The 15,779-nt window shown below is 47.8% G+C and carries 13 protein-coding genes; 7 read left to right on the top strand and 6 right to left on the bottom strand.

The features are described 5' to 3' along the window. Positions 1–283: 283 nt before the first annotated feature. The 4 genes from OCU21_RS04050 to rlmD all read right to left on the bottom strand — a co-directional run bounded on the left by OCU21_RS04050 (position 284) and on the right by rlmD (position 3,901). Positions 284–757, bottom strand: a complete 474-nt coding sequence (locus tag OCU21_RS04050) for a nucleoside 2-deoxyribosyltransferase (protein ID WP_261806205.1) — start codon at positions 755–757, stop codon at positions 284–286. Between the two features lie 26 nt (positions 758–783). Beyond that, positions 784–1,545, bottom strand: a complete 762-nt coding sequence (locus OCU21_RS04045; RefSeq protein WP_261806204.1) for a DUF975 family protein — start codon at positions 1,543–1,545, stop codon at positions 784–786. Between the two features lie 27 nt (positions 1,546–1,572). Then, complete coding sequence (locus OCU21_RS04040; protein ID WP_261806203.1) at positions 1,573–2,355, bottom strand: DUF975 family protein; 783 nt, start codon at positions 2,353–2,355, stop codon at positions 1,573–1,575. A gap of 127 nt (positions 2,356–2,482) precedes the next feature. Next, entirely contained in the window at positions 2,483–3,901 is a 1,419-nt protein-coding gene (gene rlmD, locus OCU21_RS04035) for a 23S rRNA (uracil(1939)-C(5))-methyltransferase RlmD (RefSeq protein ID WP_261806202.1), read from the bottom strand. A 98-nt stretch (positions 3,902–3,999) separates the two neighbouring features. Here rlmD and recX point away from each other — a divergent pair, with 98 nt between their 5' ends. The 4 genes from recX to OCU21_RS04015 all read left to right on the top strand — a co-directional run bounded on the left by recX (position 4,000) and on the right by OCU21_RS04015 (position 8,118). Next, positions 4,000–4,803 (top strand): recombination regulator RecX, encoded by an 804-nt coding sequence (recX, locus tag OCU21_RS04030; RefSeq protein ID WP_261806201.1) that lies wholly within the window; start codon positions 4,000–4,002, stop codon positions 4,801–4,803. A gap of 914 nt (positions 4,804–5,717) precedes the next feature. Then, positions 5,718–6,257, top strand: a complete 540-nt coding sequence (ntdP, locus tag OCU21_RS04025) for a nucleoside tri-diphosphate phosphatase (protein WP_261806200.1) — start codon at positions 5,718–5,720, stop codon at positions 6,255–6,257. A 425-nt stretch (positions 6,258–6,682) separates the two neighbouring features. Then, a complete protein-coding gene (locus tag OCU21_RS04020; protein ID WP_261806199.1) occupies positions 6,683–7,540 on the top strand; it encodes a DNA/RNA non-specific endonuclease in 858 nt (285 codons plus the stop codon). Between the two features lie 50 nt (positions 7,541–7,590). Continuing rightward, on the top strand, positions 7,591–8,118 hold the full coding sequence (locus tag OCU21_RS04015; RefSeq protein ID WP_261806198.1) for a hypothetical protein: 528 nt from the start codon (positions 7,591–7,593) through the stop codon (positions 8,116–8,118). A gap of 314 nt (positions 8,119–8,432) precedes the next feature. Here OCU21_RS04015 and OCU21_RS04010 read toward each other — a convergent pair whose 3' ends face one another. Together OCU21_RS04010 and OCU21_RS04005 are read right to left on the bottom strand one after the other, a co-directional pair. Further along, positions 8,433–8,894 carry a hypothetical protein gene (locus tag OCU21_RS04010; RefSeq protein WP_261806197.1) on the bottom strand — a complete coding sequence of 154 codons (462 nt, stop codon included), beginning with the start codon at positions 8,892–8,894 and terminating at the stop codon, positions 8,433–8,435. A gap of 86 nt (positions 8,895–8,980) precedes the next feature. Beyond that, a complete protein-coding gene (locus OCU21_RS04005; RefSeq protein WP_261806196.1) occupies positions 8,981–9,427 on the bottom strand; it encodes a GNAT family N-acetyltransferase in 447 nt (148 codons plus the stop codon). Between the two features lie 70 nt (positions 9,428–9,497). Here OCU21_RS04005 and OCU21_RS04000 point away from each other — a divergent pair, with 70 nt between their 5' ends. From OCU21_RS04000 to OCU21_RS03990, 3 genes are all read left to right on the top strand, one after another. Beyond that, positions 9,498–10,646, top strand: a complete 1,149-nt coding sequence (locus OCU21_RS04000; protein ID WP_261806195.1) for an AI-2E family transporter — start codon at positions 9,498–9,500, stop codon at positions 10,644–10,646. Between the two features lie 1,093 nt (positions 10,647–11,739). Further along, the gene (locus OCU21_RS03995; protein WP_261806260.1) at positions 11,740–13,083 is read left to right on the top strand and encodes a hemolysin family protein; all 1,344 of its coding nucleotides are present in this window, start codon (positions 11,740–11,742) and stop codon (positions 13,081–13,083) included. A gap of 221 nt (positions 13,084–13,304) precedes the next feature. Continuing rightward, positions 13,305–14,885 carry a peptide chain release factor 3 gene (locus OCU21_RS03990; protein WP_261806194.1) on the top strand — a complete coding sequence of 527 codons (1,581 nt, stop codon included), beginning with the start codon at positions 13,305–13,307 and terminating at the stop codon, positions 14,883–14,885. Positions 14,886–15,779: the final 894 nt, after the last annotated feature.

Here is a 15,779-nt window from a genome sequence, read left to right as displayed (position 1 = left end):
TGACAAAAATGAATGGATTTTTTAATCGCCTGAGCAATTAGAATAATTATAGGGCAAGCAAAAAAGAAAAACAAGACGATATTATTAGAAAATTAGATTAATTTTCATTCTATTAAAAATCTTATTTTGGTTACAGCAATCAAGGCGCGTTCAGAATAAACGGTGGGCACCAAATAAAGACAGTTTAACCAATAAAAAACCACCATCAGTCAAATTAAGAGCAGTCTTGACTAATAGTGGTCGATTCAAATAATGGCGAAGTGTGGTGACAGTTCAGCCTACTTTATTGATAAGTAGCGATAGCTTTGATCAAGTCGGTTTCATTGCTGTAAATGGCGCCGTTCAACTTGATCAAACCAGTGGTATAAAGATTGAGATAATGAAATTGATTCTCGGCGATCGTTTGGAGTGCTGTTAGTTTTTGTTGGTTGTCAGCGCCTTGTTGACGGGAATCAGTATAAAGGCCGAGGATCGGGATTTCTTTGGCGTAGGCGACGCCGATCTCACTAGCGACACCAGCGTCAATGACGGGGCCATCCAAGACGGCGATCATCAGATCACTTTTCAAAACTTCCTCTGTATCGGCACGGGCGATCATTTTGGAATCGGCATAGGCCTGTTTGTCATTGATCGCGGCGTTTTCTTGAGGTAGGTAGATAGTCAGTTGGGGATAAGCCGTACGGATCCGTGCGGCTAGGTCCGCGTTGAAACGGAAATCAGCCTGTGAGAACAGACCATTGGCGAAGTAGATGTGCATAAGTGACCTCCAGTTTTTGATGGGTATCAATTAGTTGTAGCGCTGTTTTGTTGATTGTTTGTCAGCCGGATCGACTCGTAGAAACCAGCAGTGGCGAGATTGTGATAAGGGACCACGTAGATCGCTAGTAAACCAAAGGTCACGGCGATGCCGATCTCCCATAATAAGAAGCTTAATTCGAAGACGAACCAGTCGAATTTGTGGCCCTTCATGAAAGTCCAGCAGGTTTTGAGAAAAGCAAAGTAGCCAGCGTCGGCGCCAATATCACTGTAAAGCAGGTACAGTGGGCGGAACGCGAAGAGCAAGAGGATCCCAGGAACGATCAAGAGGAGGGTACCGACGATGGTCGCTAAATTACTGAGTAGATAAAGGGCTAAGAAGGGAATGAAAAAGGTCGAGGAGAAGGTCAGAAATTGTTGCTTGAACGGTGTGGTCAAAGGCGTTTCTTTAGGCTGTCTTAACCAGCGCAAACTTGCGATAGTGATGCCGGCCGTCAAAAACGTGATAAAAAGGTCGGAGATAAAGCCGGAATAAGTAAAGGTAATATTGACATCGCCAAATAGGTGGAGATTGATTCCTGAGTTGACTACTTTTTGAAAGACGGAATTGTTGATAAAAAGATCCGAGTCGACATCGAGCTGTCGATAACTGAAGCTACTGATCTGCCAATTGTTGAAGATACTAAGGATGATCGCCACACTGTTTAAAGCGAGTAGGGCGCCTCTATTCTCTCGAAAACGCGCTTTCGCTTGTTGTTTGATCTCAGCGCGTGTCAAAATTGTTGCCATTTTACAACGTCTCCTCAATGTTTAGTTTTATAAACGTGAATCCGTGTTTTCATCAGAAGCTGTCGCAGTCTTCAGTTCGTTTTCTTGGCGGAGCGACTCATAGAAAGCGGCAACGGCTAAGTTATGGTAAGGGAGAAAATAGATATTTAAAAGTCCACCGGTCAAGATGACGCCGAAATACCAAGGAATGAAGCTCAGTTGGAAAACGAACCAATCAACCTTGTGGCCCTTCATAAAGCGCCAAGAGTGCCCTAACATGTTGATCACGCCATACTTAGCGCCATCATCTGCATAAAGTAGATAAATCGGCGCGTAAGCCAATCCCACGATGATCCCGGGAATGGCTAAGGCCAGTGCGGCCAGCCCCGTGATGAGCGACGTCATTAAACAGAGCGCCAAAAAAGGGAGAAAGAATTGGCTGAAACCTTCGAATTGCTTAATAAAAGGATGGGTCAGGGGTTGATCTTGATCCTGACGAAGCCAACGTAAAGAAGTGACTGAGATCCCAGCGTTGAGTATGGCGCCGAATAGCCCACCGAATGCTTGCCCGCCGATACGGAAGTCAACGCTGTTCTGGCTGTTCTGATAGCTGGTATTGAGATCACCGATCGTGAGATTATCAGTTGAGAAGATATTGGGGAACTTGTTCGCGAAAATGATAAGCGTGATGATCGATGCCAGTAATAAACCGTAGGCGATGATCCCGGCGATGATCGGCAAGCTGTTTAAGGCAAACGCTTCACCGAAATGTCCTTTCATTCGCTCCTTAGCTCGCTGTTTGATCTGCCCGCGAGTAAAAGTTGTTTGCATTTTTTAACCTCCTGAGAATAACTGTGTAAAGCGCTTAAATAAATTATAGCATTATTAGGTGATGCAACCTAGCTAAATCAAGAATGAGTTCACTTTTGTACCCAAAACGGATTTGATCATTCTTGACTTAACGGCGTTTATTCTTGACGTCCGCTCGCCGCACCAGTTTCACGACAGTTTCTACCCGTGCCGTTTGGGGGAAGAGGTCGATCATTTGAATATGGGCGATGCGATATTTCTTAGTCAGCTCGACCAGATCGCGGGCCAAAGTCGATTCGTTACAAGAGATGTAGACGAATTTCTCCGGTTCTTGAGTCAAGATCGTTTCTAACAAGCTGGGGGCAAGGCCAGTTCGCGGTGGATCAACGACGAGCGCCGAGAAATGTTGACCTTGGGCAGTCAGTTCTGGCCAGATCGTTTCGACTTGGCCAATCAGGTAATGAGCGTTATGGATGCCATTGTGTTGACAATTTTGTTCGGCGTCTTGGACGGCTTCGGGGATCTCTTCGATACCGACCACGTTCTTGACGGCGTGGGCGAGACTAAGGCCGATCGTGCCGACGCCGGCGTAAGCGTCCAGCAGAGAATCTTGTTTCGTCAGCGCTAACAGTTCAGCGACCAATTGGTACATTTTTTCAGTTTGCGGCAGATTTAATTGTAAGAAGGCGCGTGGTGATAACAAAAAGCGTAACTCACCGATCTGTTCTTCTAAATAGGGTTCGCCAGCCAACAACCAAGTTTCGTCGCCCCAGAACAAGCCGTCCTTATTAGGATTATAATTCTGATTGATACTGATGACTTCCGGGATCTCTTGCTGGATCGCAGCGATCAAGGCCTGTTTTTGTGGTAATTTTTTGGAATTGGTGATCAGCGTCAATTGCGCTTGTTGGTGTAAATGAGCGTCACGCACGGCCACTGCCTTAACGATCCCCGAGTTTTTCTCAGGATCATAGATCGGGATCGCTAATCGTTGTAAAATCGGCAACAGTTTACGGCAGACCGCCAGACTCAAGGGACTTTGAGTGGGCATTTCGGGCAGATCCACCAGTTCTTGCGTATTTGGACGGTAAAGACCGGCGATCACATGACCATCAGAAGTCTGCCGGATCGGAAATTGAGCTTTATTACGATAGTGCCAAGGATCGTTCATGCCAATAGGCGCCGCGAAAGGATATTTTTCGTAGCCCCGCGGTTTAAACTTAGCCAAAGCTTGCTTGATCAAGTCATCTTTAAATAATAATTGTTGCGGATAACGAATATGTGCTAATTCTAGACCACCAACGACCCCAGCCAATTTGGCGGCAGGGTTATCACCGGTTACCCGCGCAGCCGAAGTTTTCCGCAGACGGTGGATCTTGGCCTTGATGTAACGATCAGTGACTTTGGTAACCTCACAGACCGCGACCTCGTGAGGCAATAATCCGGGCACGAAAACGACCTTATGATGATAATAGCCGATCCCTTCGCCGTTGATCCCGATCTTTCGTGCGGTGATCGGAAAACGTTGACCGGTGGTGACAGTTGTTGCTGGATTTTCTGATTCCATAGTAGGCCTCAATTCTTAAACTTGCATGTTATAATAACGAAAGTAACTACCATTAGTATAATTGATTTCAGTGGTGAAAGCGATTGGAGATGAAAGAAATGGCAACGATCACCAAAATCAGCGCGCAAAAACGACCGGGACGATATAATATTTTTCTCGATGAGCAATACGCTTTTCCGGTTAGTGAGGAAGTTCTGATCAATTATGGGCTGCGTAAGGGAATCGTCCTTGATGAGGCGGCTCAAGACGAATTGAAAAAAGCCGACGCAGATACCCAGGCCTATCAATTGGCTTTGAATTATTTGAGCTATCAATTACGGACAGTCAAAGAAATGACTGATTATCTTCGCGATCATGAAGTTTCCGTGGACACGGCCGCCGATGTGATCTTACGCTTGCAAAAGCAGGGCTATATGGATGACGGTGAATATGCGCGCGCCTATATCCGCACCAATATGCGCTTATCGTTGAAGGGACCAGGCGTTTTGGCACAAGAGTTGAAACGCCGCGGGATCCGTGATCAAAATCAGTTGGAAGACGCGCTTTTACAATATGATGAACATACTTTGATCGAAAACGGGACTAAGTTGGCCCAGCAAGTTTGGCAGCGGCAACACAACTTGTCTCAGCACGCGCGGCAACAGAAAGTTCGTCAGACTTTGCAAACTAAGGGCTATCGCAGTGATGATCTACAGTTGTTCTGGGCAGATCTGGATCTTGAACTTGATCCCGAAGATGAGGCCGATGCATTAACGCTGGCGGCACAAAAGGCGGCGCGGCATTATCGACCTTTGACTGAGCGCAAGCAATTGCAGAAGTTTAAACAGGCGTTGATGCGCAAGGGTTTCAGTTTTGATCAGATCAATGGGTGGCTGGCGGATCATCTTGACGATTTGGACTAGCGAGCTGGGTTGCTTGTGAGTTGATTTGAAAAGTTGGGTTTCTGTATTTGCTGCATTGCCTGCTTGCAGGTGTGGTGGGTTTGGGTGTGGACGCAACCGCCTCAGGGCGTTTTTAGTGGCTGGAACGCAGTGGGCATCGTTTGAAGCCAATCCGCAAAAGCAGCGGCTTGTCTTCAAATCGAGCCTTTGTCTAAGTGGCAAAGCCACAAAGACAAATTTCACTGCTGAGCCACACGCCCTGAGGCGGTTGCTAGGCAAGTTTGAGCCTATCTGCAATCTGGGCGGAGTAGTTAATAAAGTGCTTTTGCTAGAGTGGCGGTCAAAATAGTACCACTTCGATTGATAAAAAGTCTCTGACTGGTTGTTCCAACCTATTGCCCAGATTAGTAAATCCAAGTTTTGTGATACGCCATTCAGTTGCCGGTGATCATCTAGTCGATTATTACAATGTCACTATCAGTGCGAACTTGCGGCCACTAGCTATGGTCGTCAAATGCGTGAGAATTCGTCAATTTACACGAGCAAGTGCTATGGCGTGGCAGCTTAGTCTGCTTACAATTGTTGAGTAACTGCAACGGAGTGGTTCGGGGTGAGATCGCCGTGAAATTGGTCTTAGTGGCTGTGCCACTTAGACCAAGGCTCAGCTTTGAGATTCGCGCACTTTGCGAAGCTCAAAGTGATGCCCACAGCGAGCTCATCCCGAACCACGCAGTGGAGGTTACGGCCAAAATTAGAACGGAACCGTTGCCCGCAGCAAGCTCGCCTCGAACCACGCGATAGAAGTAACGGAAAAACTAGTATTAGGCTAATGCTTAAAGTCAACCCGTTGCGCTCCGCACTCTGCTTTTATCTTTCTCGGTTCTTTGTTATAATAAACTGGAATAAATTTTTTGCACCGGGAAAGTAGGGTAAATATGCAGGTTCCCAAAGAAGGGGACTATATCGCTATCCAAAGTTACAAGCATGATGGTAGTTTGCATCGGACCTGGAAAGAAACGATGGTGCTGAAGACAAGTGATAATTCTTTGATTGGTTGTAATGATCATACTCTAGTAACGGAAGATGATGGGCGTCATTGGGTGACGCGGGAGCCGGCGATCGTTTATTTTCATAAACATTACTGGTTCAACATTATTGCGATGATCCGAGACAATGGGGTGGCATATTATTGCAATTTGGCGACGCCATACACGTTAGACCGTCAAGCCTTGAAGTATATAGATTATGATCTGGATGTGAAGGTTTTTCCAGATGGTGAGAAAAGATTATTAGATGTTGATGAATACAAGGCTCACAGTGCCCAGTGGCATTATTCGCCGGAGATCGATCACATCTTAAAGGAAAGTACTAAGGTTTTGGTCGACTGGATCAACCAAGGAAAGGGTCCTTTCTCTCAGGCTTATGTAGATCTATGGTATCGTCGTTATCAGGAACTGTTACATCGCCGTGCTTGAGCATCGGGCGTGATATAGTCCAAAAGGCTGGGACAAGCGATTGTTTCAAGCCTTTTTATTTTAAAAAGAGTGCGAGCCACCCCGGTTAGCTCCTGAGCATTAGCCTAGACTCTGTTTTGGGAGCTGGTCTTAGCTTCCAGAACAGAGCCGTAGCTAAGCGGAAGAAGCTGGGGTGGCGAACACGTTTAGGAAGTAAAATCAGATCCGGGTTGCTTTTGAGCATTAGCCTAGCAAGGATTTTGGAAGCGTCCTTTGCTTCCGGAAGCCTTGCGTAGCTAAGCACAGAAAGCAGGCTCGCGCAGCACGTTTAGGAAGTAAAATCAGACCCGGTTAGCTCCTGAGCATTGATCTTATAAAAATTCAGGTGGACCGAAATTTCGCGACTGCTGTCGGAAATTGCTTCGGAAAAAGGGGAGAGTATTGTAATGGCGAAAAGACGTCGCAGGAAACAAACGAAAACGAAACTGACTTCGTTGATCGCAGTGCTGATCATTGCTGGTTTGGTTTGGCTCGCGCAAGATCCTAGTAAGTTTTTAAATAATTCTGGCGGGACGAGCCCGCAAAGTAGTCAGGTCAGCCAATCTAGTGCGGGGAGTTTGGCCAGCGGTAGTTCTCAAGCGCTGACCAATAGTCAAGTCGAAGCTGAGGCACCGGCCAGTTCGGGGTCTGAAAAAACCAGTCAAAATATTGTGCAGGCAGATCAACTCAGTGGATTGACATATCGTGACAAGCAGATCATTGCGGTCAATCAGAATCGGCCCACTTTTTCAAAAAGTGAGTTGAGCTTGAGTCGTGGGGCCTGGCAGAGTTTCACGAACTTGGATCAAAATAATCGCGTGGGTGTGGCTAACGCGATGTTGCAGCAAAGTTTGATGCCGACCACCAAACGAGAACGGCTGTATATTCAGCCAACAGGGTGGCATAATCGGAAGATCACGATCAATGGTCATAGCGACTATCTTTACAATCGTTGTCATTTGATCGGTTATCAACTGACTGGTGAAAATAATAATGCGAAAAATTTGATGACGGGAACGCGGTCGCTGAACGATCCGGCGATGACTTATTACGAAAATGCGGTCGCGGCTTATCTTAAGGAAACCGGACATCACGTTCGTTATCAGGTGACGCCGATCTTTGTCGGCTCAGAATTGGTTGCCCGCGGGATCCATTTGATGGGTCAGTCGATCGAGGATGGTCAGGTCGCCTTCAATATTTATATTTTCAACGTGCAGGCCAATTATCAAATCAATTATCAAACCGGTACGAGCAAGGCGGCGTAAACTTGAGTCAGACATCAGGTCGGCTTTTCAAAGAAGGGAAGATAGACAAAATGGAAATTTCAACTAAAGCGCCATTGACGATTTTAGGACAGGTAGCGCTGGCTCATGATATCAGTGCCAATGGTAGTTATTATAATGTTTGGCAGGATTTTGAAGCGGAAGCGGCTTTGCCCAGACTGGATCAGGAATTGATTGCGCAACAGGGGACGAGTAATCGTGTGGGGCTGGTGGTTTTCGCGCCAGATGGCTATCAGTATTGGACTGGTGTCGCTGTGCCGGCGACGGTGGCGACACCGCAAGGGTGGTATCGTTATCAGTTGCCTGCGGGATCTGCTTTTGATTTGGTTCAGGAAAGTCCCCAGTTTTTGCCACAAGTCCCGATCAATTATAAATTGAATCAAGTCTATGAGGCGGCGGATCAGGCGGCGGTGAAGTTGCCGGAAAGTTTGGGCCACGCGGAACTGCCATTTTTCTTGGAGCAATTGACTTTTAGCGAGAGCTTAGACGCGCCCCAATCGCAAATTTATCGCATCTATGATAGCCCGGAGATCGACGCGTTTGAAGATGATCTTGATTGAATTTAGGAATCATTAGTTTAGGACATGATAAATTTTAGGACCTGGTAAAATAAGCGACCTGAGCACAGGTCGGTAACTGAAAAAAGCTTGATCAAACCGTTTAGGCGGCTGATCAAGCTTTTTTGAAACGTGTTTGGCGCAACAACGGGCGTTTCCGCTTAACTATGCTAGGCTTTCGGCAGGCTGGTGTGTTGCCGAGGTCATAGCTAGGTTAAGGCTTAAAATCGATTTGTTGCGCCTGACGCTTTTTGGTGACTGACATTGTTGAAAATGCTGCCCGGAATGACTAACTCGTGCATTCAGGGCAGCATTTTTTATTTTTGGTCGGGATCGATACTGAGGATATCGTAAGCGAGATAGGAGCCGATGGCCGTTGAAACGAACATGATCAAGATCAGCCAACCGATCAAGCCCCACATAACGAGACTTTGTGCGAACCACATCCTGATCGCGTAAACACCGGCGATGCACAAAATGAAGTCAAGAACATAGTTGAAGACCAACAAGCGTGGATTACCGCGGATCAGAAAAAACCGTCCGAAGAAACCGACTGCGGATTTCGCGTCTTGCAAAACTAATAGGTTCAGCGGTCGTTGGATTGTTATTTTAAGTGCGGTCAGAAAGGCAGCACCGACAACGCCTCCGACACAAAGTCGCCACCAACTGCTCCAATGGACGACTAAGGTATTATAGGCGCTGGCGACCAGTAAGATCGCGATGACATAGGGGATCGTAAATAAAAACAGATAAGTCGCATTGAGTTTAGAACGGGACATGATCATTCCTCCAATTAGTACAAACTAAAATCGACACGAAGCGCGTCTACTTTTTAAGTGGGCGACATTGGCTAGTCGGCCAGTGCTTATCGTGGTAAGTCCAAACGCATCTCTTGGTGTTGGATCCCCGCATCTAGAAAAATGTCACGATCCGTGGCGTGATAACCCAATTTTTCATAAAAAGGACGTGCGGGTAATTGCGCGGCCAAGATCAGATAAGGGACTTGTTGCGCCTGGGCAGTAGTCGCGATCTGGGTCAGTAGTTGTTGGGCCCAGCCCTGATGGCGCGCGGACAATCGGGTCGCGACCCGTTGAATGTGCCAACCACCATCTGCTTCTATGAGCGTTCGCGCCGTTGTTACCGCTTGGCCTTGCCAGTAACCAACGTAATTTTCCGCGCGGGGATCATTTTCATCGACCTCAAGCGCGACTGGGACCTGTTGCTCCTCGACAAAAACATCTTTGCGTATTCCTAGGGCGTCCTGATATAATTGATTTGTTGTTCCGTGGGCGTGTTTAATGATAATTGCCATCCTTGACCACCTAACTATTCTGTTATTATTATACCCGATTGTTAGCAATTGTCATCTGCTAATGGAGATTATGGAGAAAAAGATGTTGACTAAATTCAAAGATTCTAAGCTATTTTTGATCAGCGTGCAACTGCTGGTCTTGGCGACCTTGATCCTGGTTTTGAATAAAATCAGTTTTGTGTTTGGTCCGATCGAGACTTTCGCGGCGACCTTATTTGGCCCATTTTTATTTGCGGGCTTTTTGTTCTACCTATTGAATCCCCTGATCAATTTGCTGGAGAAGTGGCACGTTAAGCGTGGGTGGGGGATCCTGATCGCTTTTGTACTGTTGTTTGGGGTTTTATTCCTGAGTATCAATGCAGTGATTCCCAAACTGACCAGCCAGATGGCTCATATCATCAAAAACCTACCTACCTTGGCCGCCTCACTGCAGAACTCTTTTCAGGATTTCCTGAACAGTGATTGGGCTGAAAAATATCATGTCGGTCAGCTGCTCAAATCCAATAGTTTCGAGCCCAGCGAACTTTATACGAAAATCACCAAGTTCGTGACGCAAAACTTCAGTAATGTGGGTAGTGTGGTCACATCGATCAGTGGCTTTGCGGTCAGCGCTTTGACCGTTCCCGTGATCCTTTACTACTTGTTGAAGGACGGTCACAAGTTGATCCCCAATATCCAACGCTTCTTTCCCGAACGGTTCCGGACGGAAGTCGCTGAATTATTGCGCAAAATGAATGAGACCATCTCCACCTATTTTGCCGGACAATTTCTCGATATGCTTTTTGTGGGAACGTTGACTTTTATCGGCTATTTGATCATTGGCATGCCTTACGCTTTACTACTGGGAGTCGTTGCGGGCATCATGAACATCGTGCCCTATATTGGCCCGTGGTTAGGCGTTTTTCCAGCGATCATCGTCGCTTTGACAGTTTCCTTCCCCAAAGCGATCCTAGTGGCGATCGTGGTGATCATCGTCCAGCAGATCGATGGCAACTTACTTTATCCCCATGTGATCGGCCGGACGCTGCAGATCCATCCCCTGACGATCATCGTACTGATCTTGGTGGCTGGCAATATGTTTGGCTTCATTGGGGTGGTACTTTGTATCCCGGTTTATGCCGTCAGCAAAACGGTCATCAAATACTTGCTGGATATTTATCATTTGCGGCGTCAGGCCAAGTCTGAAGCAGCGATCATCGAGCCTACGGAGAAAAAATGAGCGTCAGGTCAGTGATTTGTTACTGGTTGGCAAAGCGACCTTGGCTTGATTCGCCTTGAAAAGTGCCGTTTCTGTATTTGCCTGTTTCGCTTGATTGCAGTTGTGCTGGGTTTAGGTGTGGATGCAACCGCCTCAGGGCGTTTGTTGTGGCTGGAACGCAGTGGGCATCGTTTGAAGCCAATCCGCAAATACGGCGGCTTGTCTTCAAAGAGAGCCTTTGTCTAAGTAGCTGCTGGCGCACCTACAAAGACAAATTTCACTGCTGAAACGTGTTCGCCGACCTAGCTTCTTCCGCTTAGCTACGCAACTATTCTGGAGGCATAGACCAGCCTCCAAAATAGTTGCTAGGCTAATGCTCAGAAGCTGCCCAGGTCGGTTCTCACTCTAAATAGAGCCACACGCCCTGAGGCGGTTGCTGGGCAGAATCGAGCCTATCTGTAATCTTGGCGAAGCAGTTTGCGAAGTGCTTTTGCTAGTGTGGCGGACAAAATGAGACTATTTCATTTTGGGAGAAAAGTCTTGTATCTGTTTGACTAGAGTTGCCAGGGGTCATCTAGTCGATTGTTACGATGTCACTATCTGTGCGAACTTGTGACGTCTAGGCATGGTCGCTAACTGCGGTGAGATTTGTCATTTTACACGAGCAGGCGAGGTGTCGTGGCAGCTTAATCTACTTAAAACGGTTGAGCGGGCGGAGTGGAGTGTGGCGGGTGAGATCGCCGTGTCGTTATTCTTAGCGGCTTTGCCGCTTAGAATAAGGCTCAGCTTTGAGATTCGCGCACTTGGCGAAGCTCAAAGTGATGCCCACAGCGAGCTTGCCCACCACACGCAACGCAGCCCGTGGCCAAGATTGAAACGGAATAGATGAGCCCACAGCGAGCTTACCACGAACCATGCAGCGGAAGTTACGCCAAGATACAGGAGTAGAAGATCAGCGAGCTTACCCACTCCCCGCAACGCAGGCTATTGACGATCCACTTTCAAACCATTGGGCTACACTCTTTTGGTCGGGGATATTGAAAGCTTTATATTCTATTGGTATAATTAAGCGATTGAATTAATTTTGGAAATATGAAAGTGAGTGGATTTATTAATGAGTGGTGACCCGGCCAGTTCTTCGTTGGGTGGACAGATACTTTTGATCGCGATTTTGACCTTGGTGAATGCGTTCTTTGCTGCGGCCGAAATGGCGATCGTCTCCGTTAATCGTACTAGGATCGAAACTGAGGCAAGCGATGGCGACAAAAAGGCCCAATCCTTGCTGAAAGTCATGAATGACTCCAGCAGTTTCCTAGCGACGATCCAAGTTGCGATCACCTTCGCTGGTTTCTTATCATCAGCTAGCGCCGCAACTTCAATGGCCAAACTTTTGATCCCATTATTCGGCGATGCCAGTTGGGGTCCACAGGTTTCAGTGATTGTGATCACGATCATTTTGTCTTATATCTCATTGGTTTTCGGGGAATTGTTCCCGAAGCAGATCGCCTTAGCCAAGGCGGAGCAAGTCGCCAAGATGAGTGTGGGACCGATCAAGTTCGTGCGTGGCTTTATGCGGCCCTTTGTCTGGCTGCTTTCCGCGTCAACGAATCTATTGGTCAAAATCACGCCCGCCGATCTATCGACGACCGATAGTCAGGTGACCCGTGACGAAATGCTTTCCGTGATCGAGAAATCGCGAAAAACTGGGGTGATCAATCCTGATGAGTACAACATGCTTGAAGGGATCATCAATTTCAATGATATTATGGCGCGGGAAGTTATGGTACCGCGGACGGACGCGTTTATGATCGACATCAACGACACTGATAGTGAGAATATCGATTTGATTTTGGATCAACCGTATTCTCGAGTACCAGTTTATCGTGAGGACAAAGACATTGTGGTCGGCGTTTTGCATATCAAGAAGATTTTGCAACAGGCCCGGGAAGTTGGCTTCGATAATTTGAAGTTGGCTGAGATCATGACACAGCCTTTGTTCGTTCCCGAAACCATCACCATTAATGAATTACTGTTAGAAATGCAAAAAACCCACCAACAGATGGCGATCTTGCTGGATGAATATGGTGGCGTGGTCGGTCTGGCCACGATCGAAGACTTGATCGAAGAGATCGTTGGCGACATCGATGATGAATCTGACGCGACGGAAACGCTATTTTCGAAGGTCAATGAGCACAAATATGTGATCGCGGGTAAAATGCCGCTGTCTGATTTCAATGATCAATTTTCAACGAATCTGGAAAATGATGATGTTGATACGATTGCTGGCTTTGTGATCACTGAGTTAGGGACGATCCCGCAAAATGGTCAACATTTGCAAGTGAAACTGGACAACGGCATGGTCTTGACTACAGGCCTAGTCCAAGGCTCACGTTTGGAGAATGTGACCTTAGAATTGCCCCCAGAAGTCATGGAAACGAATTCGGAGGCGCCAGAGTAGCAGGTGCGCGACGGCAAGGTCAGTTCTTGCTGTCGCGCTTTTGTTCGGTGCAAATGTGTGCGGCGCTGGCTGCGCTGTTTCTGGGCAGGCGATCCCGGCAAACCCGACGTTCTTGGTATTCAAGCCATGCGGTTTGTCAGTAGCAACGAGTGATTTCGGCGCACGAACGCGATAATTTCTGATAATTTCTAGTTGGCATGGTTTTATGAAAGAGGCAAAAAATGGATAATCAACAATTACAGCAAGCCGTGGAAAAACGGCGGACCTTCGCAATTATTTCGCACCCCGATGCCGGGAAAACTACGATCACCGAGCAAATGTTGCTCTTTGGTGGTGTGATTCGGCAGGCGGGCACGGTCAAGGCCAAGAAGTCGGGCAATTTCGCGACTTCTGACTGGATGGAGATCGAAAAAAAGCGGGGCATTTCGGTAACAAGTTCCGTGATGCAGTTTGATTTTGAAGGCAAACGGGTCAATATTTTGGACACTCCTGGGCATGAGGATTTCTCGGAAGATACTTACCGGACCTTGATGGCCGTGGACGCGGCCGTGATGGTGATCGACTCCGCGAAAGGGATCGAGCCACAAACAAAGAAACTCTTTAAAGTCGTTAAAAAGCGGGGCATCCCGATTTTCACCTTCATGAATAAATTGGACCGTGATGGCCGCGAGCCCCTAGACCTGATCGCGGAATTGGAAGAACTACTGGACATCGAAGGCGTTGCCATGAACTGGCCGATCGGTATGGGGAAGGGGCTACTGGGACTTTACAACCGGCGGCAACAGCGGGTCGAATTATACCGACCAGCTGATCCTGGCCAGCGCTTTCTCCCTTTGGATCCGGACAGCGGCGATCTGATCGGTGATCAACCATTAAAGGAAGAGTCTGTCTTCCAACAGGCGTTGGCCGATGTGGAGTTGCTCAATGAGGCGGGCAATCAGTTTGATTTGGCCAAGGTCCAACGAGGCCAGCAGACGCCAGTTTACTTCGGTTCGGCGTTGACCAACTTCGGGGTGGAAACTTTTCTGAAAAGTTTCCTGAGTATGGCGCCAGCACCCAGCGAACATTTATTGCAAGATGGGAGTGAGCTTAGCGCGACGGATGAAGATTTTTCCGGATTTGTTTTCAAGATCCAGGCGAATATGAATCCGGCCCACCGTGACCGGATCGCCTTTGTTCGCATTTGCTCCGGCGAATTTACCAAGGGAATGAACGTGACTTTGGCGCGGACGGGCAAGGTGCTCCGCCTGAATAACGCGACGGAATTCATGTCAGATGAGCGAGAACAAGTTTCCAGCGCCGTGGCCGGCGATATCGTTGGTCTTTATGATACCGGTAATTTCCAGATCGGTGATAGCATTTTTGGCGGCAAACGGACGATCGAGTTTGAGAAATTACCGCAATTTACCCCGGAATTGTTCATGGAAGTTCGCGCCAAGAACGTGATGAAACAGAAGTCCTTCCATAAAGGCATGCAACAGTTGGTTCAAGAAGGCGCGGTTCAGTTGTATAAAACTTACACTACCGACGAATATATTTTAGGCGCGGTCGGTCAATTGCAATTTGAAGTTTTCCAATACCGGATGCTCCACGAATACAATTCGGAAGTGACGATGAAGCCGATCGGCTCGCGGATCGCGCGCTGGATCGACCCGGAACAATTGGATCAAAAGATGTCCTCGAATCGCAACTTGTTGGTCAAGGATCTGGCTGGTCAGCCGCTCTTCTTGTTCGAAAATCGCTTCGCCGAGAACTGGTTCCGGGATAAATATCCTGAGGTCAAACTAACCGCTAAACTGTGAAAATAATGGCTGATTTACGGCTATCTCAACTTTGTTGGGATAGCTTTTTTTGATACTTTTTTGCTGGTCACGGTTCTGGACCAGAGCTCGATTGCGGGTGTGCTCGGGTTTGGGTGGTGACGCAACCGGCTGGGACTGCTGATGCGGACTGGAACGTGGTGGGCATCGTTTGAAGCCAATTCCAAAAGCGGGAATTGTCTTCAAATCGAGCCTTGTCCTAAGCGGCAGAGCCGCCAAGAACAATTTCACCACTGAGCCGCGCAGTCCCAGCCGGTTGCTAGGCAGAATCGAGCCTATCTGCAATCGGAGTTGGATATCTGACGAAGTGCTTTTGCGGGCTAGATGTCAAACAATTGCCCGCTTTTGGGGTGGTACGGCAATGCCAACGGATTCAGATTAGAAGGCTGGTACAGTTTGAATCGGTTGGACACCTCTACTCGTTTCCTCAACAATTCATGGATGAGAATCGACCGATTCAGCTGATTCATCCAGAACTTGCCTCAGTTCATCAGACAGACTGCGCTGGTGTCACCAATTTAAAGCTTATGACCACTAGCTATGGTCGTCAATTGAGTGGATCTCCATCAATTGGCCATAGCCTGCCACTCGGCGGGAGTGCTCAAATGGCCGTTATAACGTTGAGCGGCTGGAGCGGAGCGTGGCGTTGAAACGTGCTCCACACAACGAGTTGACTTCTGCGCTTAACTACGCTAGGCTTCTGGAGGCTAAGACCAGCCTCCAAAATCCTAGCTAGGTTAATGCTCAAAGTCAACTCGTTGTGTTCCGCACTCTGGCGTTGGTGGTTCGTTTGTTCGTCTGGCGGAAGGTCGGGCTGGGGGTGAGTCAGCCGCGATATTATTGTTGGCGATTTATCGCCTACAATAAGGCCGAGTT

It is taken from the genome of Lapidilactobacillus luobeiensis, from assembly GCF_024345205.1.
Lineage (GTDB): Bacteria > Bacillota > Bacilli > Lactobacillales > Lactobacillaceae > Lapidilactobacillus > Lapidilactobacillus luobeiensis.
Note: the sequence above shows the minus strand (reverse complement) of the source record. Positions and strands in the feature narration are given on the sequence as shown.

Bases quoted from the DNA above. Each gene is read 5' to 3' on its own strand.
- OCU21_RS03990 (WP_261806194.1), top strand. From the start codon at position 13,305: ATGGATAATCAACAATTACAGCAAGCCGTGGAAAAACGGCGGACCTTC.
- OCU21_RS04010 (WP_261806197.1), bottom strand. From the start codon at position 8,894: ATGTCCCGTTCTAAACTCAATGCGACTTATCTGTTTTTATTTACGATC.
- recX (WP_261806201.1), top strand. From the start codon at position 4,000: ATGGCAACGATCACCAAAATCAGCGCGCAAAAACGACCGGGACGATAT.
- ntdP (WP_261806200.1), top strand. From the start codon at position 5,718: ATGCAGGTTCCCAAAGAAGGGGACTATATCGCTATCCAAAGTTACAAG.
- OCU21_RS04000 (WP_261806195.1), top strand. From the start codon at position 9,498: ATGGAGAAAAAGATGTTGACTAAATTCAAAGATTCTAAGCTATTTTTG.
- OCU21_RS04045 (WP_261806204.1), bottom strand. From the start codon at position 1,545: ATGGCAACAATTTTGACACGCGCTGAGATCAAACAACAAGCGAAAGCG.
- OCU21_RS04015 (WP_261806198.1), top strand. From the start codon at position 7,591: ATGGAAATTTCAACTAAAGCGCCATTGACGATTTTAGGACAGGTAGCG.
- OCU21_RS04050 (WP_261806205.1), bottom strand. From the start codon at position 757: ATGCACATCTACTTCGCCAATGGTCTGTTCTCACAGGCTGATTTCCGT.
- OCU21_RS04005 (WP_261806196.1), bottom strand. From the start codon at position 9,427: ATGGCAATTATCATTAAACACGCCCACGGAACAACAAATCAATTATAT.
- OCU21_RS04040 (WP_261806203.1), bottom strand. From the start codon at position 2,355: ATGCAAACAACTTTTACTCGCGGGCAGATCAAACAGCGAGCTAAGGAG.
- OCU21_RS03995 (WP_261806260.1), top strand. From the start codon at position 11,740: ATGAGTGGTGACCCGGCCAGTTCTTCGTTGGGTGGACAGATACTTTTG.
- OCU21_RS04020 (WP_261806199.1), top strand. From the start codon at position 6,683: ATGGCGAAAAGACGTCGCAGGAAACAAACGAAAACGAAACTGACTTCG.
- rlmD (WP_261806202.1), bottom strand. From the start codon at position 3,901: ATGGAATCAGAAAATCCAGCAACAACTGTCACCACCGGTCAACGTTTT.